General features: G+C 63.0%; 21 protein-coding genes. 12 read left to right on the top strand and 9 right to left on the bottom strand.

What is annotated here, in order from left to right:
• Positions 1-5: 5 nt before the first annotated feature.
• A complete protein-coding gene (locus ATY78_RS18555) occupies positions 6-1,310 on the bottom strand; it encodes a cytochrome c peroxidase (RefSeq protein WP_088683797.1) in 1,305 nt (434 codons plus the stop codon).
• 196 nt (positions 1,311-1,506) lie between these two features.
• Between ATY78_RS18555 and ATY78_RS18550 the strand changes: the two genes are divergently transcribed.
• Entirely contained in the window at positions 1,507-3,051 is a 1,545-nt protein-coding gene (locus ATY78_RS18550; RefSeq protein WP_088683762.1) for an acid phosphatase, read from the top strand.
• Between the two features lie 52 nt (positions 3,052-3,103).
• On the opposite strand, the gene ATY78_RS18545 is transcribed toward ATY78_RS18550, so the two are convergent.
• The gene (locus ATY78_RS18545) at positions 3,104-3,862 is read right to left on the bottom strand and encodes an IclR family transcriptional regulator C-terminal domain-containing protein (RefSeq protein WP_088683761.1); all 759 of its coding nucleotides are present in this window, start codon (positions 3,860-3,862) and stop codon (positions 3,104-3,106) included.
• Positions 3,863-3,992: 130 nt separating this feature from the next.
• Here ATY78_RS18545 and ATY78_RS18540 point away from each other — a divergent pair, with 130 nt between their 5' ends.
• The 9 genes from ATY78_RS18540 to ligD all read left to right on the top strand — a co-directional run bounded on the left by ATY78_RS18540 (position 3,993) and on the right by ligD (position 13,762).
• A complete protein-coding gene (locus tag ATY78_RS18540) occupies positions 3,993-4,700 on the top strand; it encodes a 3-oxoacid CoA-transferase subunit A (protein WP_088683760.1) in 708 nt (235 codons plus the stop codon).
• Positions 4,697-5,386, top strand: a complete 690-nt coding sequence (locus ATY78_RS18535; RefSeq protein WP_088683759.1) for a CoA transferase subunit B — start codon at positions 4,697-4,699, stop codon at positions 5,384-5,386. Before ATY78_RS18540 ends, ATY78_RS18535 begins: the two co-directional genes overlap by 4 nt.
• Before the next feature lie 10 nt (positions 5,387-5,396).
• Positions 5,397-6,602, top strand: coding sequence for a 3-oxoadipyl-CoA thiolase (pcaF, locus tag ATY78_RS18530; protein WP_088683758.1), 1,206 nt, complete (start codon positions 5,397-5,399; stop codon positions 6,600-6,602).
• A 49-nt stretch (positions 6,603-6,651) separates the two neighbouring features.
• Positions 6,652-7,134, top strand: coding sequence for an N-acetyltransferase (locus tag ATY78_RS18525; RefSeq protein ID WP_088683757.1), 483 nt, complete (start codon positions 6,652-6,654; stop codon positions 7,132-7,134).
• A 135-nt stretch (positions 7,135-7,269) separates the two neighbouring features.
• Positions 7,270-8,484 (top strand): MFS transporter, encoded by a 1,215-nt coding sequence (locus ATY78_RS18520; protein WP_088683756.1) that lies wholly within the window; start codon positions 7,270-7,272, stop codon positions 8,482-8,484.
• A 324-nt stretch (positions 8,485-8,808) separates the two neighbouring features.
• Positions 8,809-9,603 carry an SDR family NAD(P)-dependent oxidoreductase gene (locus ATY78_RS18515; RefSeq protein WP_088683755.1) on the top strand — a complete coding sequence of 265 codons (795 nt, stop codon included), beginning with the start codon at positions 8,809-8,811 and terminating at the stop codon, positions 9,601-9,603.
• 104 nt (positions 9,604-9,707) lie between these two features.
• On the top strand, positions 9,708-11,864 hold the full coding sequence (gene glgX / locus ATY78_RS18510; protein WP_088683796.1) for a glycogen debranching protein GlgX: 2,157 nt from the start codon (positions 9,708-9,710) through the stop codon (positions 11,862-11,864).
• Positions 11,865-11,879: 15 nt separating this feature from the next.
• Positions 11,880-12,887: a DNA topoisomerase IB gene (locus ATY78_RS18505; protein ID WP_088683754.1), complete on the top strand. Its 1,008-nt coding sequence runs from the start codon at positions 11,880-11,882 to the stop codon at positions 12,885-12,887.
• Complete coding sequence (gene ligD / locus ATY78_RS18500; protein ID WP_088683753.1) at positions 12,884-13,762, top strand: non-homologous end-joining DNA ligase; 879 nt, start codon at positions 12,884-12,886, stop codon at positions 13,760-13,762. The genes ATY78_RS18505 and ligD overlap by 4 nt, the downstream gene beginning before the upstream one ends.
• 12 nt (positions 13,763-13,774) lie before the next feature.
• Here ligD and ATY78_RS18495 read toward each other — a convergent pair whose 3' ends face one another.
• From ATY78_RS18495 to ATY78_RS18470, 6 genes are all read right to left on the bottom strand, one after another.
• Complete coding sequence (locus tag ATY78_RS18495) at positions 13,775-14,500, bottom strand: glutathione S-transferase (RefSeq protein WP_088683752.1); 726 nt, start codon at positions 14,498-14,500, stop codon at positions 13,775-13,777.
• Positions 14,501-14,506: 6 nt separating this feature from the next.
• Positions 14,507-14,797, bottom strand: coding sequence for a DUF3175 domain-containing protein (locus ATY78_RS18490; RefSeq protein ID WP_088683751.1), 291 nt, complete (start codon positions 14,795-14,797; stop codon positions 14,507-14,509).
• Between the two features lie 38 nt (positions 14,798-14,835).
• Positions 14,836-15,150 carry a plasmid stabilization protein gene (locus ATY78_RS18485; RefSeq protein ID WP_088683750.1) on the bottom strand — a complete coding sequence of 105 codons (315 nt, stop codon included), beginning with the start codon at positions 15,148-15,150 and terminating at the stop codon, positions 14,836-14,838.
• Positions 15,151-15,290: 140 nt separating this feature from the next.
• Positions 15,291-15,470, bottom strand: a complete 180-nt coding sequence (locus ATY78_RS18480) for a hypothetical protein (RefSeq protein ID WP_088683749.1) — start codon at positions 15,468-15,470, stop codon at positions 15,291-15,293.
• A gap of 231 nt (positions 15,471-15,701) precedes the next feature.
• A complete protein-coding gene (locus ATY78_RS18475) occupies positions 15,702-15,956 on the bottom strand; it encodes a DUF2934 domain-containing protein (RefSeq protein ID WP_088683748.1) in 255 nt (84 codons plus the stop codon).
• Positions 15,957-16,099: 143 nt separating this feature from the next.
• Positions 16,100-16,741, bottom strand: a complete 642-nt coding sequence (locus ATY78_RS18470) for a UdgX family uracil-DNA binding protein (RefSeq protein WP_088683747.1) — start codon at positions 16,739-16,741, stop codon at positions 16,100-16,102.
• Between the two features lie 163 nt (positions 16,742-16,904).
• Here ATY78_RS18470 and ATY78_RS18465 point away from each other — a divergent pair, with 163 nt between their 5' ends.
• Both ATY78_RS18465 and ATY78_RS18460 read left to right on the top strand, forming a co-directional pair.
• Complete coding sequence (locus ATY78_RS18465; RefSeq protein ID WP_088683746.1) at positions 16,905-18,368, top strand: phosphatidylserine/phosphatidylglycerophosphate/cardiolipin synthase family protein; 1,464 nt, start codon at positions 16,905-16,907, stop codon at positions 18,366-18,368.
• 96 nt (positions 18,369-18,464) lie between these two features.
• A complete protein-coding gene (locus ATY78_RS18460) occupies positions 18,465-19,280 on the top strand; it encodes an endonuclease/exonuclease/phosphatase family protein (RefSeq protein ID WP_088683745.1) in 816 nt (271 codons plus the stop codon).
• 4 nt (positions 19,281-19,284) lie between these two features.
• Here the strand turns inward: ATY78_RS18460 and ATY78_RS18455 are convergent, their stop codons facing one another.
• Positions 19,285-19,860, bottom strand: a complete 576-nt coding sequence (locus ATY78_RS18455; RefSeq protein ID WP_088683744.1) for a hypothetical protein — start codon at positions 19,858-19,860, stop codon at positions 19,285-19,287.
• Positions 19,861-19,921: the final 61 nt, after the last annotated feature.

The raw sequence follows: 19,921 nt of genomic DNA, 5'->3' as shown, positions 1-19,921 counted from the left end.
GAGATTCATCGTGAGTTTATGACTGCTGCGCTCACCTGCGGCTGCAGATCGGCATCCGTGAGAGTCCCCAGGAAGGCGACGATATCGTCGATCTCGGGATCGGTCAGCGCAGGCGCGTCTCCGGGTTTCCGGCCGAAGGGCGGGTCCTGGTTGAGATTGTCCCAATAGGCCTGCGGCAGGTCGTCATATTTACGAACCGTGCCGTCTGCATTTTTCGGATACCAGCGGCCGGGATCGCTGTCGCGGGTCGCGTAGAAGGAGACGACGTCGCGCAGCGTGTGGAAGTAGCCGTTGTGGAAGAAGCTCTTCTTCAGCGCCACATTGCGCAGCGTCGGCGTGCGGAACAGGCCGCAATATTCGCTGTGGCCGGCAAGGTCTGTGCGCTGAGGGCCGCAGAGGCCGAGGTCGTGATAGCCGGGGTTGGCGTTGGCCGGGATCGCCATGTTGCGCGGTGCGCCGAGGCCGAGGAAGCCGAAATCGGAAAAGAGTGGCGGCTCGCCGTCATTGGCGGGTTCGCTGAGATGGCAGCTCGAACAATTGCCCTTTGCGGGATCTTCGAACAGCTGCCGCCCGTGCAATTCCTGAGCCGTCAGCGTCGCCTTGCCGGCGAGGAAGGCGTCGTAGCGGCTGGAATAGGGATAGAAATCCGGGCCGCTCTGTTCGAAGGTGGCGAGCGCCTCGGCGGCGGCGGTGAACGTGTCTTGCGGATTGTCGAACACGGTCGCGCCGAAGGCAGCCTCGATGTCGGCGGCGTAGGGCGCCTTGCGCAATTTGGCGGCGACCTCGGCCGCATCCTTGTTGCCCATCTCGAAGGGCGAGAGCAGCGGGATCCTCGCCTGGTCGGCGCCGTGGTCGACCCGGCCGTCCCAGGTCAGGCCGCCGGTCGGGCCATTGTCGACGCTTTCGTCGCCCTCGTCCTCGGAATCGTAATAATGCTCGGTGAATGCGGGCACGGCCTGCAGATAGCGCAGCGTCGGGATCGCGCGTAGACCCGGCCGATCCATGTGTTCGCCGCCCATTTCGATCGGCGCGGCGGATGCCGGGCCGAAAGCGCGAGCCGGGTCATGGCAGGAGGCGCAGGCCTGCAATCCCGAGGCCGACAGCGAAGTATCTGAGAATATCTTCCGGCCGAGCGCGGTCAGCGTTTCGGCCCGGGCGAAGGCCTCGGCGCGCGACATCGGGCCGGGATGCACGCCGGAAGCTGCCGCCGCGCTGCTTTGCCGCAGCGGCAGAATGGCCAGACACAGTGCCGTAACACCGATGCCGACCGCCAGTCTGGACCGCGCAAACCGGAAAGTCGTCTTCGTCATCATAAGGATTCCAATAGCTTAGGACTGCCTTCCATCATCATCAAACCTCGCTGCAACAAATTGATGACGGTCGCTCTCCCGCCGCTTCGTGACAGAACCATGTCACAAAGTTGATAGATGGCGGGTCTAGCGTCGGTGCGCCCCCGAGCGTTCCCCGCTCCCTCTAGCCAACGCCCCCTAGCCATGAGGTACCCCCGTGAAAAGACTGAAACTCCTCGCCTCGATCTGTCTCGCCGGATCGGCCTTCGTTCCGCTCGCCATGGCGGCATCAGCCCATGCCGCACCGGCCGGTTACGACAAGATCGACAATATCGTCGTCATCTATGCCGAAAACCGCAGCTTCGATAATCTCTATGGCGGCTTTCCCGGCGCCAACGGTCTTTCCAATGTCAGCCCCGAGCAGGCCCGCCAGCTCGACCGTGACGGTCAGCCGCTCGCCGAACTGCCGCCGGCCTGGGGCGGCCTGACCGCCAAGGGCGTCACGCCTGCCATCACCGAGGCGCAGTCGGCCCATCTTGCCAATGCCAGCTTCGCAATCGACGATCCCAAGGGTTTTGCGCAGGCGCCGACGGTCATTACCCGCGATCTCTGGCATCGTTTCTACCAGGAGCAAATGCAGATCGACGGCGGCAAGAACGACAAGTTCGTCGCCTGGGCCGATTCCGGCAGTCTCGTCATGGGCCATTATGACGGCTCGATCCTGCCGATGTGGCAGGTCGCCAGGAAATACGTCCTTGCCGACAACTTCTTCCAGGGCGCCTTCGGCGGCTCCTTCCTCAACCACTTCGCGCTGGTCTGCGCCTGTGCGCCCTATTATCCCGATGCCGACAAGAGCCCGGCCAAGCCTGTGATCGCCAAGGTCGATGCCGACGGCACGTCGCTTGTTGTAGCGGACAATGCCCCGAAATCGGCGCTGGACGGCGCGCCGAAATTCGTCTCCGATGGAACGCTGACGCCCGATTTCTACGCCGTCAACACCATGCAGCCGCCTTACGAGCCGAGCGCCAATCCGCCAGCCAAGGACGGCGATCCGGCCTATGCCGATCCCACCGCGGCGACGACGCTGCCGCCGCAGCATGAGACCACCATCGGCGACCTCCTGTCGGAGAAAGGCGTCAGCTGGGCCTGGTATGGTGGCGCCTGGCAGGCGGCACTCGACGGCAAGAACGCGACGCCGGTGCCGAACTTCCAGTTCCATCACCAGCCCTTCAACTATTTCGCCAATTTCGCCCCGGGCACCCCTGATCGCGCCGAACATCTGAAGGATGGCGGCCTTGCCGGCGAGGCCTTCCTCAGGGATATCGACGGCGGCAAGCTGCCGGCGGTTTCCTTCTACAAGCCGCAGGGCAACCTCAACGAACATGGCGGTTATGCCGATGTTTCGAGCGGCGACCAGCATCTTGCCGATATCGTCTCGCATCTCGAAAAGAGCCCGCAATGGGGCCATATGCTCGTCATCGTCACCTATGACGAGAATGGCGGCTTCTGGGATCACGTCGCGCCGCCGAAGGCCGACCGCTGGGGCCCGGGCAACCGCATTCCGGCCTTCATCATCTCGCCATTCGCTAAGGCCGGCACGGTCGATCACACCCAGTACGACACGACCTCGATCATCCGCCTGATCACCGCGCGCTACGACCTGCCTGTTTTGCCCGGCATCGTCGCCCGCGACACGGCGCTGCGCGAAAACGGCGAGCCGCCGATGGGCGATCTCACTGCCGCGCTCGACCTGACGCATTGACCAATTGGAGCGGCTCCGGTGTCGGTCGGAGCCGCTGCTTTCAGGTTGGTCATCACCGGCGCAGCAGCGGTCGCAATGCGGCCTGTGCTTCCTTCAGCAATAGTAGGTACCGTTCCTTCATCTCGGCCGCCGGGACAAGGGCGGCGGGTGCGCCGATATTGATCGCCGCGACCGTTTCGCCGCGGTCGTTTTCGATCGGCACGGCGATCGAGCAGAGACCAATCTCCAGCTCCTGGTCGATGATGGCGTAGCCTTCGGCGCGCACGCGGCGGAATTCGGCGATCAGCTCGTCCGGATCGATCTTGGTATTGGCCGTGTTTTGCTTGAGTTCGCTGCGGGCCAGGATGGCGCGCGCCTCGTTTTCCGCGAGAGCCGCAAGCAGCACGCGGCCCATCGAGGCGCAATAGGCGGGCAGGCGGCTGCCCGGTGTGAGATTGATCGACATGACGCGGCGCTGTGCTGCGCGGGCGATATAGACGATTTCTGTTCCGTCGAGCACCGAGGCCGAGGCGCTCTGGCCGGCCTTTTCCGAGAGATGATCGAGATGCGGCTGCAAGAGCGCCGGCAGCGGTGTGGCCGCAAGATAAGCATGGCCAAGCCGCAATATCTTCGGCGTCAGGGTGAAGAACTTGCCGTCATAATCGGCATAACCGAGCTCGGCGAGCGTCAGCAGCGAGCGACGCACGGTGGCGCGGTCGAGCGCCGTCAGCTTGGCGGCCTCGGCGATGGAAAGCCGCGGGCGCGTTTCGCCGAAGGCTTCGATGACTTTCAGGCCGCGGGCAAAGCCGCTGACGAAATCCGTTTCGCGCATGGTTCGGGTCTCCAGTCTTTTATCCATAATGTGCGATATACGAACAAATGTCAAATAACGCACAAACATCTTGCCGCTGTTCCTGCTGCGGTTTATTTCTGACGCCAAGAACGGGCTGAGGAGATCCTATATGGACAAGACAATCGGGAGCACGGCGGAGGCCGTCTCCGAGATCGGGGACGGAGCGACCGTCATGATCGGTGGTTTCGGCGGCTCGGGTGCGCCGATCGAATTGATTCATGCCCTGATCGACAAGGGGCCTAGGAATCTCACCGTGATCAACAACAACGCCGGCAACGGGCGCATCGGCATCGCTGCGATGATCGATGCCGGGATGGTCCGGAAAATGATCTGCTCGTTCCCGCGTTCGTCCGATCCGCGCGCCTTTACCGACAAATATCTGGCAGGCGAAATCGAGCTCGAACTCGTGCCGCAGGGAACGCTGGCCGAGCGCATCCGCGCCGGCGGCGCCGGCATTCCCGCCTTCTACACGCCCACCGGCTATGGCACCGAACTGGCGGAAGGCAAGGTCATCGCCGAATTCGACGGCCGCCATTATGTGCAGGAGCGCTGGCTGAAGGCCGATTTTGCCATCGTCAAGGCTTTGGTCGGCGATACCCACGGCAACCTCACCTACAACAAGGCCGGCCGCAACTTCAATCCGCTGATGTGCATGGCGGCAGCCAAGACCATCGCCCAGGTCTCATCCATCGTGCCGGCCGGCGGCATCGATCCCGAGTATGTCGTCACCCCCGGCATCTTCGTCGATCGTGTCGTCACGGTTCCCAATCCCCAGCAGGAAGAAGAGCTCATCCGAGCCGGAGTGGCCTACGTATGACCATCGATATCAGGGATGACATCAAGCTTTCCAATGCGCAGATCGCCTGGCGTGCCGCGCAGGACATTGCCGACGGCGCCTATGTGAACCTCGGCATCGGCTTTCCCGAAATGGTCGCGCGCTATCAGCCGCCCGGCCGACAGGCGATCTTCCACACCGAAAACGGTATCCTCAATTTCGGTGAGCCGCCTGATGAAGGTAAAGAGGACTGGGATCTGATCAATGCCGGCAAGAAGGCGGTGACGCTGAAGCCCGGCGCGGCCTTCTTCCACCATGCCGACAGCTTTGCCATGGTGCGCGGCGGCCATCTCGACGTCGCGATTCTCGGCGCCTATCAGGTCGCCCAGAATGGCGACCTCGCCAATTGGCGGGTCGGCAGCAAGGGCGTGCCGGCCGTCGGCGGCGCCATGGACCTCGTGCATGGCGCAAAGCAGGTCTGCGTCATCACCGAGCACGTCACGAAGACGGGCGAGCCGAAGCTGGTGGAGAAATGCACCTTTCCGCTGACCGGCGTCGCCTGCATCACCCGCATCTATACGAGCCATGCCGTCATCGACATCGTCGATGGGCGCTTCGTCCTGCGGGAGAAGCTTGCCGCCATGTCGCTGGAGGAATTGCAGGCGATGACCGGCGCGCCGCTCCATCTCGACGGGCCGGTGGGCGACCTCGTCGTTCCGAAACTCTAAAGGAAAAGCCATGACCGAAGCCTTTATCTGCGACTATATCAGGACGCCGATCGGCCGCTTCGCCGGCGCGCTTTCCCAGGTGCGGGCCGACGATCTCGGCGCCATCCCGCTGAAGGCGCTGATGGAACGCAACGCTGCCATCGACTGGGAAGCCGTCGACGACGTGATCTTCGGCTGCGCCAACCAGGCGGGCGAGGACAACCGCAACGTCGCGCGCATGTCCGCCCTTCTGGCCGGCCTGCCGATCGCTGTTCCGGGCACGACGATCAACCGGCTCTGCGGCTCCGGCATGGATGCAGTGATGACAGCTGCGCGCGCCATCCGCGCCGGCGAGGCGGAACTGATGATCGCGGGCGGTGTCGAAAGCATGTCGCGGGCGCCCTTCGTCATGCCGAAGGCCGAAACGGCGTTTTCGCGAGCGGCCGAAATCCACGACACGACAATCGGCTGGCGCTTCGTCAACCCGCTGATGAAGAAGCAGTACGGTGTCGATTCCATGCCGGAGACCGGCGAGAACGTCGCTGAGGATTACAAGGTCAGCCGTGAGGACCAGGATGCGTTTGCAGTGCGCAGCCAGGCGAAGGCGGCCGCCGCGCAGGCGAACGGACGGCTGGCGAAGGAGATAACCCCGGTCATCATCCCGCAGCGCAAGGGCGATCCCATCGTCGTCGAGAAGGACGAGCATCCGCGCACAACGACGATCGAAACCCTGGCGAAGCTCGCCACGCCCTTCAGGAAGGAAGGCGGTACGGTGACGGCAGGCAATGCTTCCGGCGTCAATGACGGAGCGGCGGCGCTGATCGTCGCGTCCGAAGCGGCGGCGCGAAAATATGGCCTGACGCCGATCGCCCGCATCCTCGGTGGCGCCGCTGCCGGTGTTGCGCCAAGGGTCATGGGTGTGGGGCCGATCCCGGCTTCCCGCAAGCTGATGGCGCGGCTCGGCATGACTCAGGAACAGTTCGACGTGATCGAACTCAACGAGGCCTTCGCCAGTCAGGGGCTGGCGGTGCTGCGTGAACTCGGGATTGCCGATGACGACCAGCGGGTGAACCGCAATGGCGGCGCGATCGCGCTCGGCCATCCCCTCGGCATGTCCGGCGCCCGCATCACCGGCACGGCGGCGCTGGAGCTTCTGGAAACCGGCGGACGCTATTCGCTGTCGACCATGTGCATCGGCGTCGGGCAGGGGATTGCGATCGCGCTCGAAAGGGTTTGAGGGCGCTTGAACCGTTGCGCCCGGTGCCTGGCTTCTGTAGAAATCGGGCATGCTGATCCGGCCCGCAAACAATGATGATCGAGATGCGATCTGGAGGATCATCGGCCCGACGATCCGCGCCGGCGAGACCTATGCGCTCGATCGCGATCTCACGGAAGCGGATGCGCTCGCCTATTGGATGGGGCCGGACCGCGAGACTTTCGTCGCGGAAGAGGATGGCGACATCCTCGGCACCTATTACATCAAGGCCAATCAGGCCGGCGGCGGGCGGCATGTCTGCAACTGCGGATATATGACCGATCCCGCCGCGGGCGGCCGGGGCGTTGCCCGCCGCATGCATGAACATTCCCTGGAGCATGCACGCTTGCGGGGCTTTCGCGCCATGCAGTTCAATTTCGTCATCAGCAGCAACCGCCGCGCCGTCGCGCTGTGGCAATCGCTCGGCTTCGAGATCGTCGGCCGTCTTCCCGGCGCCTTCCTTCATCCCACCGAGGGCTATGTCGACGCACTGGTGATGTTCCGGACTCTCTAGGCGACGCGGCAGAAAAAAATCTGAGGGCGCTGTCGAATTCGCAGCCGCCCGGACGTCTTTAGATCGCGAGGCGTGGAGTGCAGTGGACCGGCCGCATGCGTCGCGATCACTCTGTCGGCATGGAGGTACGAAGCCATGAGTGTTTCCTATCGTTGGGTCATCGTCGCCGTAGGCGCCTTGATGTCGTGCGTAGCCATCGGCGCGATGTTCTCGCTGGCGATCTTCCAGGAGCCGATCGCCACCGCGACCGGCTGGTCGCATGTCGGCATCGCCAGCGCGATGACGCTGAATTTCATCGTCATGGGTTTCGGCGGTTTCCTCTGGGGTGCGGCCAGCGACCGCTTCGGCCCGCGCCCCGTCGTGCTGATCGGCTACGTGCTGCTCGGCGTGGCGCTGGTGCTCGCAAGCCGCGCCGAGACGCTGATGCAGTTTCAGCTCACCTACGGCATCCTCGTCGGCCTGGCCGCCAGCGCTTTCTTCGCGCCGATGATCGCGGCGACCACGGCCTGGTTCGACGAGAACCGCGGTCTTGCGGTGTCGCTCGTCTCCGCCGGCATGGGGGTCGCGCCGATGACGATCTCGCCTTTCGCGCGCTGGCTGATCTCAGCCTATGAATGGCGCCCCGCCATGCTGATCATCGGTGTTGCGGCCTGGGCGCTGCTCCTGCCGGCCGCCCTGCTGGTCAGGCGTCCGCCTGCGGACGCGGTGGATGCGGGTACGGATTTCTCGGCGGAAGGCGCCCGGCCACAGCTGTCGAAAGTCTTCCGGTCGCCGCAATTCATCGTGCTCGGCCTCACCTTCTTTGCCTGCTGCGCGGCCCATTCCGGCCCGATCTTCCATATGGTGAGCTATGCGACGATCTGCGGCGTCGCCCCGATGGCGGCCGTCAGCATCTACAGCGTCGAAGGCCTCGCGGGCCTTGGCGGCCGGCTGCTCTATGGCAGCCTTGCCGACAGGATCGGGGTGAAGCCGGTCCTGGTTGCCGGCCTGTTGGTGCAGGCGGGCGCTCTCGCGACCTATCTCTTCGTCAGCCGGCTCGGGGAATTCTATGCGCTCGCCATTATCTTCGGCAGCGCCTATGGCGGCGTGATGCCGCTCTATGCGGTGCTGGCGCGCGAATATTTCGGCCAGCGCATCATCGGCACCGTCCTGGGCGCGGCGACGATGCTCTCCAGCCTCGGCATGGCCTTCGGGCCTCTGATCGGCGGCTGGATATTCGATACTTTCGCCAATTATTCCTGGCTGTTCATCGGTTCGGCCATGGTCGGACTCGGGGCCGCTGCGATCGCGCTGGCCTTTCCGCCTCTTGCTCGTCAGAAACCACAGCCGGCTCTCGGCGTGCCTTTGTGAGGAGGTTCTCTAGTCAACGAGCTCTACCTGACCAAGCCTCAAGAAAGACCCCTCCCCAACCCCTCCCCACAAGGGGGAGGGGTTAACCTGGAGCACCGTCTCGCTCCTTCCGAAACGCCAAAGATTTGGAATGCGGGTGCGGCAAGTTAAGCCCTCCCCCTTGTGGGGAGGGGTCTTCGGTTGCTCCGAACTGGCCAGCCATCAGCATTCCCCCACGACGCAGATCTCCCGCTTTCGTGCATTGCCCATCGCCGATTCCCCCTGATAGACTTCCCCTGTCTGTTTCATCACCTATGTCCGTGATTTTGGGAGGCTATCCTAGCCATGGTAGAACTTGCTCAATTGCTCGCATCCATCAAGCTGCCGGATCTTGCCGGCAAGGCCGTGCTGATTACCGGCGCCTCGACCGGGATCGGGGCGGCGCTTGCCCGCGCCTTTGCGGCTCAAGGGGCCAAGGTCGGCGTGCATTACAATGCCAGCCGCGAGCCGGCGGAGGCACTCGCCGAGGAGATCCGCGCTGCCGGCGGCACCGTGCATCTGATCCAGGGCGACGTATCGAGGGAAGGCGAGACGGAGCGTGTCGTCGAGGAGACGGCGAAAACCTTCGGTCATCTCGACGGGCTCATCAACAATGCCGGCGGCATGCTCGGGCGCAAGCCGACCGCCGAATATACCGATGCGCATTATGCCGCGGTGATGGATCTCAATGCCCGCTCTGTGCTGGCGGCGACGCGGGCGGCCCATCCGTGGCTGAAGAAGCAGGGCGGCTTCATCATCAACACCACCTCGATCGCTGCCCGCAACGGCGGCGGCAATGGCGCGATCCTCTATGCGGCGTCGAAGGGTTTCGTCTCGACGATCACGCGCGGCCATGCCAAGGAATTCGTCGCCGACAGAATCCGCGTGAACGCCGTAGCCCCGGGTGTGATCGCCACGCCCTTCCATGAGCGTTATACCAATGACGAGCAGATGGAGCTGCAGCGCAAGTCGATCCCGATGGGTTTCGTCGGCTCGTCGGAGGATTGCGTCGGCGCCTATCTCTTCCTCGCCTCGCCGACGCTGTCGGGCTACATCACCGGTCAGATCATCGAGGTCAATGGCGGCCAGCTGATGCCGTAAGATCGTCCTCGGGGACGGGCGTCATGTCCTTTTGCCCCGGGGATGACGGAACTTTCGAAGCGCCTTCACGTTTCCTGCTTGATCAAGTCTTCAAGCGGGGCGCCATGAGCTTTTCATTTTCGGAACTCGACTTCCTCAAACCGGAGCTCGGGGCGGAATATATTGGTTCAGGTACCCATTTCGCCGTTTTTTCGGCCCATGCGGAACAGATAGAACTTTGTCTTTTCTCGCCTGACGGCAAGGATGAGATTGCCCGTATGCCGCTGCCGAAGCGCGAGGGCGACATCTGGTCCGGCTATATCGCCGGCGTCGGCCCCGGCACGGTTTACGGCTATCGCGCCCATGGCCCCTATGACCCGCAAGCCGGCCATCGCTTCAATCCCAACAAGCTGCTGCTCGACCCCTACGCCAAGCAGGTAGCCGGTCAGCTCCAATGGGACGACGCGCTTTTCGGCTATCGGATCGGCGAGGATGACCTCTCTTTCGATGAGCGCGACAGCGCGCCCTTCATGGTCAAGAGCGTGGTGCAGGACCCGGATTTCGATTGGGCGGGGGAAGAGGCGATCCGCCGTCCCTGGCCCGACACCATCATCTATGAGGCGCATGTTCGCGGCCTGACGATGACGCATCCGAAAGTGCCGGACCGGCTGCGCGGTACCTTTCTCGGCATGTGCAGCGATCCGATCATAGATCATCTCGTGAAGCTCGGCGTGTCCGCGATAGAGCTTCTGCCGATCCAGTATTTCCTCGACGATCGTTATCTCTCGGAAATGAACCTCAGCAATTATTGGGGCTACCAGACGCTCGGTTTCTTCGCGCCGCAATCGCGCTACATGTCCAGCGACAAGATCACCGAAATCAAGACAATGGTGAAGAAGTTCCATGCCGCCGGCATCGAGGTGATCATGGACGTGGTCTACAATCACACGGCCGAGGGCAGCGAGAAAGGGCCGACGCTCTCCTTCCGCGGGCTCGACAATGCGAGCTATTACATCCTCTCTCCCGACGATCCGCGCCATACCTTCGATACGACGGGCACCGGCAACACTCTGAATGTCGCCAATCCCATGGTGATGCGCATGGTGCTCGACAGCCTGCGTTACTGGGTCGGCGTCATGCATATCGACGGCTTCCGTTTCGATCTCGCCAGCACGCTCGGGCGGCAGGATCTGGAGTTCGACCGTCAGGGACTATTTTTCGGCGCCATTCGTCAGGATCCGATCCTTGCTGGCGTCAAGCTGATCGCCGAACCCTGGGATATCGGCGAGGGTGGCTATCAGGTCGGTGGTTTCCCGCACCCTTTCCGCGAGTGGAACGACAAGTTCCGCGACGACGTGCGCCGTTTCTGGAAGGGCGACGGCGGCATGGTGTCGGAGCTTGCGGCGCGCGTCACCGGCTCGGCGTTGCAATTCAACCATTCGGACCGGGGCGCGACCTCCTCGATCAATCTCCTGTCGGCCCATGACGGTTTCACGCTGATGGACACGGTCTCCTTCGACGGCAAGCACAACGAGGCGAACGGCGAGGACAACAGGGACGGCCATTCGGACAATCATTCCGACAATATGGGCGCCGAAGGCGCCACCGATAATGCCGACATCAACGCGGCGCGGGCGCGCCGCCGCCGCAACATGATGGCGACGCTGATGCTGTCCCAGGGTGTGCCGATGATCCTGGCCGGCGACGAACTCGGCAACAGCCAGGGCGGCAACAACAACGCCTATTGCCAGGACAACGAGATCGGCTGGACGGGCTGGGAAGGGCTCGACGATCCCTTCCTCGATTTCTGCCGGCAGGCCGTCGCCTTCCGCAAAGCCCATCCCGTCCTGCGGCAGGAGCGGTTCCTGACCGGCGAAACCAGTGACGACGGCCGCATCGAGATCGCCTGGTACAAGCCGGACGGCAGTTTCATGGATGACGGCGCCTGGAACGACGACGGATTGCAGGTGCTCGGCGTCTACCTCTCCAAGAGCGTGCATGCGCTCGACACCGAGACGATGGACGATCTCTTTCTCGTCTTCAACGCCGGCGGCGATTGCGAAGTCCACCTGCCCGAGGTGAACGGGCTGACGCAATGGTCGCGGGTTCTCGACACGGGAGCGGAGACCGGCGCCTTCGAGGTGCACGATCAGGACAACCCGGTCATCGTTTATACCCAGAGCGCGGCCGTCTTTGCGCCGACAGGGCAGACCCAGCCGCCGGAGGGCGCGACCAAGGCCCAGCGCCGCCGGTGGTTCCAGTTCGGCCGGCGCGGCAAATAGCAGGTTGCCCGAAGCATGAATGCCGAAGCGATCACCGATCTTGGCCTTGTCTATGTCAGCGATACCGAACCCGGCATCCGCCGGCGCAGGAAGGGCAAGGGCTTCAGCTATGTGATGCCAGACGGCACGACGCTTGCCGACGAATTGCAGCGGGCGCGCATCGGCGCGCTCGGCCTGCCGCCGGCCTATGAGAATGTCTGGATCTGCCTTTACGAGAATGGCCATCTGCAGGCGACGGGTTTCGATGCGCGCGGGCGCAAGCAATATCGCTATCACAAGGACTGGCAGTCCTTCCGCAGCGCCGGGAAATTCCACCAGCTGATCGAATTCGGCTGGGCGCTGCCGAAGATACGCCGCACGGTGCTGCGCCATCTCGATACCGGCGCGGAGGATATCAACGGCGTGCTTGCGGCTTTGACGACGCTGCTCGACGAGGCGCACTTGCGTGTTGGCAACCAGGCCTATGTCCGGGAAAACGGCACCTATGGCGCGACGACCTTGCTCAAGCGGCACCTGAAGATCGTCGACGGGCAGATCGAGCTGAAGTTCCGCGCCAAGGGCGGCAAGCGCGTCCAGCGCAGCCTCAGGCATCCCAGGCTCCAGAAGATCCTGGAGGAGATAGCGGATCTGCCCGGCCGTCAGCTTTTCGTCTGGAAGGACGAGAGCGGAGCGTTGAAACCGGTCGATTCCGGCCGGCTGAACGCTTACCTCGCCGAGATATCGGACATCCCCATTTCGGCGAAAACCTTCCGCACCTGGGCCGGCTCGCTGGCGGCTTTCGGTGCGGCGCGCGAAAAGATCATGGGAGGCGGCCGGCCGACGGTGAAGGAAATGTCGGAGGCGGCGGCCGAGGCGCTGCACAACACGCCGGCGATCTCGCGCTCGAGCTATATCCATCCCGCGATCATCGCGCTTGCCGGCAACGACCATTCGCTTCCCGAGGATGGCGGCGAGCCGTTGCGCGGCTTGCGCGCGGGGGAAAACAGGCTACTTGATTTCCTGACACGCGAGATCGAAGGATGAGCCCGAGCAATTCGCAGAGATCAGATGTATCGCTGACCCACCCCGACCGGCTCTACTGGCCGGACGAAGGCGTGACCAAGCAGGGGCTGGCGGATTATTACGCCGAGGTCTGGCGCTTCATGGCGCCTTATCTCGTCAATCGGCCCCTGGCGCTGCTGCGTCTGCCGGACGGGATCAAAAGCCACCAGCGGTTTTTCCAGAAACATGCCTGGAAGGGCATGAATGCCCATATCGAGGAGATCGCCGATCCCCAGGATGCGGATGGCGAAAAGCTGCTGCGCATTGCCGATTTCGACGGGCTGGTGGCGCTGGTGCAATCGGCCGTGCTGGAAATCCATCCCTGGGGCACGACAACAGACCATTGGGAAAAACCCGATATGATCACCATGGACCTCGATCCCGGTGAGGATGTCGCCTGGGATGCGGTGACCGCGGCTGCGCTTGACGTGAAGGCGCGGCTGGAAGCACGCGGTCTTGCCGCCTTCGTCAAGACCTCAGGCGGCAAGGGGCTGCATGTGGTGACACCGCTTGCGCCGAAGGCCGGCTGGACCGAGGTGAAGGATTTCGCCCATTCGCTTGCCGAGAGCATGGCGGCCGACGCGCCGGAGAAGTATCTGGCAACCGCGACGAAAGCAAAGCGCGGCGGACACATCTATATCGACTATCTCCGCAACGGCCGCGGCAACACGGCGGTCGCGGCCTATTCGACACGGGCGCGGCCGGGTGCCCCGGTTTCGATGCCGCTCGATTGGCGTGAACTGCATGAGGTGACAGGTCCAGCGGCCTTCACGCTCGCCAACGTGCCGCAGCGCCTGCAGATCCGGCCATCGGACCCCTGGGGTGATTTCTTCGCTGCCGCCGTGCCGCTGGATTGAACTGATCTCAACTCATTCCGCACCATCGAGCTCGGGATAATGCCGGAAGATCCCTTCCTCGTTGAAGGCGAGGCGGCGAGGGGATGCGAGATAGCGGGCAATGTTCGGACGCTTCGCCACCGCACCATGCAGGGCGAGCAGGCCGGGATATTCCGCCCTGCGCTTCGCTATGGCCTTCGGAAAGGCATAGCTCAAGCCCTCGATCACCTGGAAGAGCGACAGGTCGACATAGGTGAGCGCGCCGCCGACCAGGTGGTTGGTTCCTTCGGGATTTTGCCGCAGCACGCGCTCGAAATAGCCGAGGAATTTCGGAATGCGCTCGCGGATGAAGGCGGCGGAGCGGGCTTTCGCCTCCTGCTTCTGGTCCTCGTAATAGAGCGAGGTGTCGATCGGATGGTGCGTGTCGTGCACTTCGGCGACGAAATCGGTGACGGTGAGCTGCAGGCCGTTGGCGACGTAGCGAAGCCTTTCGTTCTCAGGCGTCAGGCCGAGCTTCGGGCCGAGATAGAAGAGGATGTTGGCGACGTGCGGGATGATGAGATCGCCGTCCTTCAGGAAAGGCGGCGCAAAGGGAATGTGCGGCTCGCTTTCGCTCTTCATGATCGCCAGCATCGCGCCGGTCCCGCGCCCCGGCTCACGGGCGACGTCGATGTAGTCGGCTCCGGCTTCCTCCAGCGCGAGCCGAACGAATTCGCCGCGGCCCTGAATGCCGTCCCAATAGTAAAGCTCGTATGCCATCTGTCCCTAACCTTTCGGCTTCCGACCGAAGTCTTTTCGCAGTTCGTCCTTGGCTTTTTCAAGGGTGCCGCGCTGCTTCTTCGTCAATTGCTCGCCCGCGCGGTTGATATAGAAGGTCAGCATCGACATTGCGGCGCGGAATGGGCTCGACTTGCGGCGATCGCTCTCCTCGGCGGAATGCTTGACCGAGCGGGCGATCTTCTTCGGATCGTCCGACTTGAATACGCCTTCCCTAAGGTCCATCGCGTTGCTGTGTTCGGTAACGTCCTGCGACCATTTCTTCTTCGATTTGGCCATGGCTGAATTCCTTTGCCGGATGCGTCCGGCGGGCTTTGCTAATGGTGGCTATGGTGTTCATGGCGCTTGCGCGTCGCGGCTGCCTTCTTGGCGGAAGCCGATTTCTCCTCCTTCGAGCGGGCGGCGGATGCAGCGCCGCCGATGCGGCCACCCTTTTCGGAGGATTCATGCGTATCCTTCTTGCCGCGGCCGGAACCGGATTTGTTGCCGCCGCCGCTTTCCTTGTTGACGGTCGCCCAGGCCCGCCGTTCGGCTTCCTTCTCGGAAACGCCGCGCTCCTCGTAGCTCTCCTCGATGTGCTCGGCTTTGCGTTTCTGCTTGTCGGTATAGTCGGATTTGTCACCTCTCGGCATCGTCGCCTCCTCTGGTTTGCAAAGAGGTTGAACCGGCGGCGCTTCCAAAAGTTCCGGCCCCATCGGGCAAGCTCGGAGCTCTTCAAGGGCCGGGCGGGCGCCCAACACCATGGTCGGTCCGGAGGACGCCGCAGTGAACTTTATTTTCGATAGAGTTTTTGCGACGCAGCGAAGGCGCGGCCAAGATCGAAGAGGGACGGTTGTGCCGGCGCGCGCGGATCGCGGAAAATCAATCCGACGAGATTGTCGACGACAAGGATGAAACCGAGCGCGAGACCGAGATAGAGCAAGGCCGCGATGAGCACGAGTGACATCTCCATCCCTTACATCCTGGCCGGAACGCGGTTGCTGGCTGTGAAGACCATGCCGGAATCGACTTTTTGGGGAAGCCTCGAAACGTGCAGCGTCATCCGGCTTTTGTTCACCCCCGCATGGAATCCCCACCTCCGCAATTCAATAAGGCACAACTGATTCAGGCATATGACACATGATATCGAAGGGCGCCGCAACGACGCCCCTTTTTCATCGCTGTGCTCGGTATTCCTGCTCTCTCAGGACGCCGTCTTGCGGCTCGCGGTCCGTTTCGGCGCCGGCGTCACGCCGCCGTTCGTCTTGGCGCTGGCGACGGTGCGTTTTGCCCTGGGCTTTGCTTCCTTGCTTTTGGAAGTCGCAGCAGTACCCTCGAGCGCATCGCGCTCGTGTCGTGCCTGTTCCCAATGGATGGAATCTCGCCCCGTTGGATGGCCCTCTTCTTCCCAGAGGGCGTATGCACGTTTTTTGATCCACTCTTCCCGAGTTTCTGCCATCGCTGATCTCCAGTCACATGATGCCGTCGTTCGAACGCGATACTGGGTGAGATGGTTCCAGAGGAGCGGGGCTGTTTCAAGCGAAATCGCGCCGCAACCGGAAATATTTCGCATTGCAGCATATCAGGGTTATGAAACGGCGTTTATCGCGGCCGAAACTCCGCCGCCTTGTGCAGATCTGAGACGAAATCCCGTCGCTGCCGGCGCCGGTCCTCCTCATCGCGGATGCGCAGGAGATAGGAGGGGTGGATGGTCACCAGCACGGGCGGATGGTTTGCCGGGTAGAGGATATGCCCGCGTTCCGGCGTCAGCTTCGCCTTCGGCCCGAGCAGCGCATAAAGCGCGGTCGCACCGAGCGCCACGACGAGTTTCGGCTTGATGATATTGAGCTCGGCCCCGAGCCACCAGGCGCAACGCCTGATCTCGCCGGCATTCGGCTTCGAATGCAGCCGCCGCTTGCCGCGCGGCGTGAACTTGAAGTGCTTGACCGCATTGGTGACGTAGCAGCGCCGGCGCTCGATGCCGGCTTCTTCGAGGCAGCGGTCGAGCAGGCGGCCGGCAGGGCCGACGAAAGGCCTGCCGGCCAGATCCTCCTGGTCGCCCGGCTGCTCGCCGACGAGGACGATCTCGGCCTTCCCCAGGCCTTCGCCGAAGACGATCTGCGTGGCATTTCTGTAGAGATCACAGCGGGTACAGCCTTCGGCCTGATGCCGGAGTTCGGCGATGCTTTCCGCATCCGCGACTTCGAGCGCCAAGGCGGGACCGACATTTGCGGCGATGTTCATGGTGCGATCCTCATCTTCTCGGGATCAATCGATCCGTACCGGGATTGTTCCCGCGGTGAAACGGGCGCAGGGGCGGCGAAAATGATCACGGCGAAAAATTTCGCGTCATGGGAGAGCGGCGGCGCAATTGAACGCCGCCGTTTCCCAGCTATATTTGCCAGCGATGTTCTATCTCCTGTCGACCTACTGGCCGCATATCCTCTTTGTCGTTTCGATCGCCATGGGGGCCGCGGCGGCGATCCATGCCGCCATGACCAAGGAAGAGGTGCGCGCCGCGATCGGCTGGGTCGGCGTCATCATGCTTTCACCGATCATCGGCGCGCTGCTCTATGCGATTGCCGGCATCAACCGCATTCGCCGGAAATCGCTGGGCATCCGCCGCGACGCGCTGCTGCGCGCGGCTGAGATCGACGAGCTGGAAACCTTCGATGCCGAGGCCGAGACGGTGATCAGCCAGTACGGCCGCCGCTTCGCGGCGTTGCAGACGCTCGGCGACCGGGTGACGCGCAATCCGCTGACCTCGGGCAATACGATAGACGTGTTGGAAACCGGCGACGAGGCCTATGCGGCGATGAAATCGGCCATCGACGAGGCGACGCGCGGCATCCTGCTCGAAACCTATATTTTCGACCGCGACGTCATCGGGCTTCGGATCGCCGACGCGCTGATTGCGGCCGTCAGGCGCGGCGTGGAGGTCCGGGTGCTGATCGACGCGGTCGGTGCGCGTTATTCGGTGCCGAGCATTCTCGGCTATCTCAAGGAGGGCGGCGTCACTGTCGCCGTTTTCAACGGCAACGTCATCATGGGCCTGAGGCTTCCCTATGCCAATCTGCGCACCCACCGCAAGATCCTGATCGTCGACGGCCGCATTGCGCTGACGGGCGGCATGAACATCCGGGCTGGGTTCAGCGAGGAGGCGACGGGTGAGACCTTCGCCCACGACACGCATTTCAGCGTCACCGGCCCTGTCGTTGCCGACCTCTTCGACCTTGCTGCCGAAGACTGGCGCTTCTCCACGCAGGAACTGTTGAACGGCGAGGCCTGGCGCATCGAGCCGCCGGAGCGCAACCCCGGCGATCCGATCCTGATGCGGGTCGTCGCCTCCGGGCCGGACCGCAGCCTCGAGACGAACCACAAGATGCTGACGGGCGCCTTTTCCGTGGCGCGCCAGTCGATCCGCATCATGTCGCCCTATTTCCTGCCGGACCGCGAGCTGATCGGCGCCCTGGTGACGGCGGCACGGCGCGGTGTCGAGGTCGATATCATCGTGCCTGCGGTCAACAACCTGCTGCTGGTCGACCGGGCGATGACGGCGCAATTCGACCAGATCCTCAAGAATTACTGCCGCATCTGGCGGTCGACCGGCAGCTTCAGCCATTCGAAGCTGCTGACGATCGACGGCACCTGGGCCTATGTCGGCTCATCCAATCTCGACCCGCGTTCGCTCAGGCTGAATTTCGAGGTCGATCTCGAAGTGCTGAACGAGGGTTTCGTCACCGAAATCGACGAGCACATCGAGGAAACCCTGAAATCGGCAACGCCGGTGACGCTCGACGGGCTGCGCGCGCGGCCCTTTCCGGTGCGGCTGCTCGAGAAGGTGCTGTGGCTGGGTTCGCCCTATCTCTGAGCGGATTTTTTGAGATCGGACATGGCAAGTTCCGTCGCCCGGCCTATACTCCCGGCAGAAGCGTTTTGATCAACGGGGGAACAAGTGCGCCGTCCGATGCACGCCAGAAAAGACAGTCTTCCCTCCAGCATTCTTGCCTCGATCAGGAACAGGAAAAAGCGGCTCGATCCCGCCTATACGGAGTCGAGGCCGCACAGCGCGGGAACGCTGATCGCTTCCTATAACGTGCACAAATGCGTCGGCACCGACCGGCGTTTCGATCCGGAGCGCACCAGCCGGGTGATCCATGAAATCGGCGCCGACGTGATCGCGCTGCAGGAGGCCGATACCCGCTTCGGCGAGCGCACGGGCATCCTCGATCTCGGGCGGCTGGAAAGGGAGACGGGACTGATCCCGGTGCCGGTTGCCGGCATGGCGAAGGCGCATGGCTGGCACGGCAATGTCGTGCTGTTCAAGAAAGGGCTGGTGCATGACGTGCACCAGGTCAAGCTGCCGGGGCTGGAGCCGCGCGGCGCGCTCGTCGCCGAGATCGAGCTGGAGCAGGGCGGGGTGCTTCGCATCATCGCCGCGCATTTCGGCCTGCTGCGCCACAGCAGAGCCCAGCAGGCCCACACGCTGGTCGAGCTCATCAAGGACAGGCACGAGATGCCGACCATCCTGCTCGGCGACCTCAACGAATGGCGGCTCGGCGACCGCTCTTCGCTCAACACCTTCCAATCCGCCTTCGGCCCGCTGCCGCCTGCCGTCCCGAGCTTTCCCGCCGGCCTGCCACTGCTGGCGCTCGACCGCATCATCGCCAACCGCAAGGGCATCATCACCGAGGTGGAAGCGCACGACACGCCGCTGGCGCGCATCGCGTCCGATCATCTGCCGATCAAGGCGCTGGTCGATTTGAAACCGGTGGCCGGCTAGAACCTCACCTGGAGCGGAAAAAACCCATGATACGGCGAAACCGCTGGGCCCACAGCTGCGGATCGACTGTTTCGGGCGAGGAAGGTGCGATCAGCCGCTCGAGCCGAGGCAAGAGAAAAGCAGCCCAATCGTCAAGATCGCCTTTGCTGAAATAAGGCAGCCAGACGTCGGCGGGACCCTCCCACTGGCGTGAATTTGCTCGCGGGAGATCGCCGAGCTTCACCAATACGGTCCCGCCGTTATCTCCGACGACTTCAATCTCCGGATCAGGATCGGGCCTGGGCAGGCGCGCGATGATGTCCTCTTCCAGAGCTCTGCCAACCGCTCGATCCGCCTCGTTCAGCCGAAAAAGTACTCTGGTGTTGCCGGCGGAGCTGGAGCCCTCGGTCATGTTGATCGTAAATTTGGCGCCCATGAGGCTGTTCGAATATTGCGATACCTGCAGCCAACAAACCCTTCCGCCCCGGGCAAAGCTGCACTTGCCGGCCGCTTGCGATTCCCATCCGAGTTCCTGAAATCGCGGAGCCAGCAGCGACCGCATATGCCGATGAAAATCTTTGCTTTTTACATAGTCGCGCATGCTTCAGAGCCTGTCCTTAGGGGCTTATCTCAAGAGCATCTCATGGTGCTCGAAGGTACAA

The organism is Rhizobium sp. R635 (assembly GCF_002211285.1).
GTDB lineage: Bacteria > Pseudomonadota > Alphaproteobacteria > Rhizobiales > Rhizobiaceae > Rhizobium.
This window is presented reverse-complemented; position numbering and strand designations above follow the sequence as displayed.

What these genes read in the sequence shown, in the direction of transcription:
- ATY78_RS18555 (WP_088683797.1), bottom strand. Translation starts at nt 1,310, where the DNA reads ATGACGAAGACGACTTTCCGGTTTGCGCGGTCCAGACTGGCGGTCGGC.
- ATY78_RS18545 (WP_088683761.1), bottom strand. Translation starts at nt 3,862, where the DNA reads ATGCGCGAAACGGATTTCGTCAGCGGCTTTGCCCGCGGCCTGAAAGTC.
- ATY78_RS18540 (WP_088683760.1), top strand. Translation starts at nt 3,993, where the DNA reads ATGGACAAGACAATCGGGAGCACGGCGGAGGCCGTCTCCGAGATCGGG.
- ATY78_RS18535 (WP_088683759.1), top strand. Translation starts at nt 4,697, where the DNA reads ATGACCATCGATATCAGGGATGACATCAAGCTTTCCAATGCGCAGATC.
- pcaF (WP_088683758.1), top strand. Translation starts at nt 5,397, where the DNA reads ATGACCGAAGCCTTTATCTGCGACTATATCAGGACGCCGATCGGCCGC.
- ATY78_RS18525 (WP_088683757.1), top strand. Translation starts at nt 6,652, where the DNA reads ATGCTGATCCGGCCCGCAAACAATGATGATCGAGATGCGATCTGGAGG.
- ATY78_RS18520 (WP_088683756.1), top strand. Translation starts at nt 7,270, where the DNA reads ATGAGTGTTTCCTATCGTTGGGTCATCGTCGCCGTAGGCGCCTTGATG.
- ATY78_RS18515 (WP_088683755.1), top strand. Translation starts at nt 8,809, where the DNA reads ATGGTAGAACTTGCTCAATTGCTCGCATCCATCAAGCTGCCGGATCTT.
- glgX (WP_088683796.1), top strand. Translation starts at nt 9,708, where the DNA reads ATGAGCTTTTCATTTTCGGAACTCGACTTCCTCAAACCGGAGCTCGGG.
- ATY78_RS18505 (WP_088683754.1), top strand. Translation starts at nt 11,880, where the DNA reads ATGAATGCCGAAGCGATCACCGATCTTGGCCTTGTCTATGTCAGCGAT.
- ligD (WP_088683753.1), top strand. Translation starts at nt 12,884, where the DNA reads ATGAGCCCGAGCAATTCGCAGAGATCAGATGTATCGCTGACCCACCCC.
- ATY78_RS18495 (WP_088683752.1), bottom strand. Translation starts at nt 14,500, where the DNA reads ATGGCATACGAGCTTTACTATTGGGACGGCATTCAGGGCCGCGGCGAA.
- ATY78_RS18490 (WP_088683751.1), bottom strand. Translation starts at nt 14,797, where the DNA reads ATGGCCAAATCGAAGAAGAAATGGTCGCAGGACGTTACCGAACACAGC.
- ATY78_RS18485 (WP_088683750.1), bottom strand. Translation starts at nt 15,150, where the DNA reads ATGCCGAGAGGTGACAAATCCGACTATACCGACAAGCAGAAACGCAAA.
- ATY78_RS18480 (WP_088683749.1), bottom strand. Translation starts at nt 15,470, where the DNA reads ATGGAGATGTCACTCGTGCTCATCGCGGCCTTGCTCTATCTCGGTCTC.
- ATY78_RS18475 (WP_088683748.1), bottom strand. Translation starts at nt 15,956, where the DNA reads ATGGCAGAAACTCGGGAAGAGTGGATCAAAAAACGTGCATACGCCCTC.
- ATY78_RS18470 (WP_088683747.1), bottom strand. Translation starts at nt 16,741, where the DNA reads ATGAACATCGCCGCAAATGTCGGTCCCGCCTTGGCGCTCGAAGTCGCG.
- ATY78_RS18465 (WP_088683746.1), top strand. Translation starts at nt 16,905, where the DNA reads ATGTTCTATCTCCTGTCGACCTACTGGCCGCATATCCTCTTTGTCGTT.
- ATY78_RS18460 (WP_088683745.1), top strand. Translation starts at nt 18,465, where the DNA reads ATGCACGCCAGAAAAGACAGTCTTCCCTCCAGCATTCTTGCCTCGATC.
- ATY78_RS18455 (WP_088683744.1), bottom strand. Translation starts at nt 19,860, where the DNA reads ATGCGCGACTATGTAAAAAGCAAAGATTTTCATCGGCATATGCGGTCG.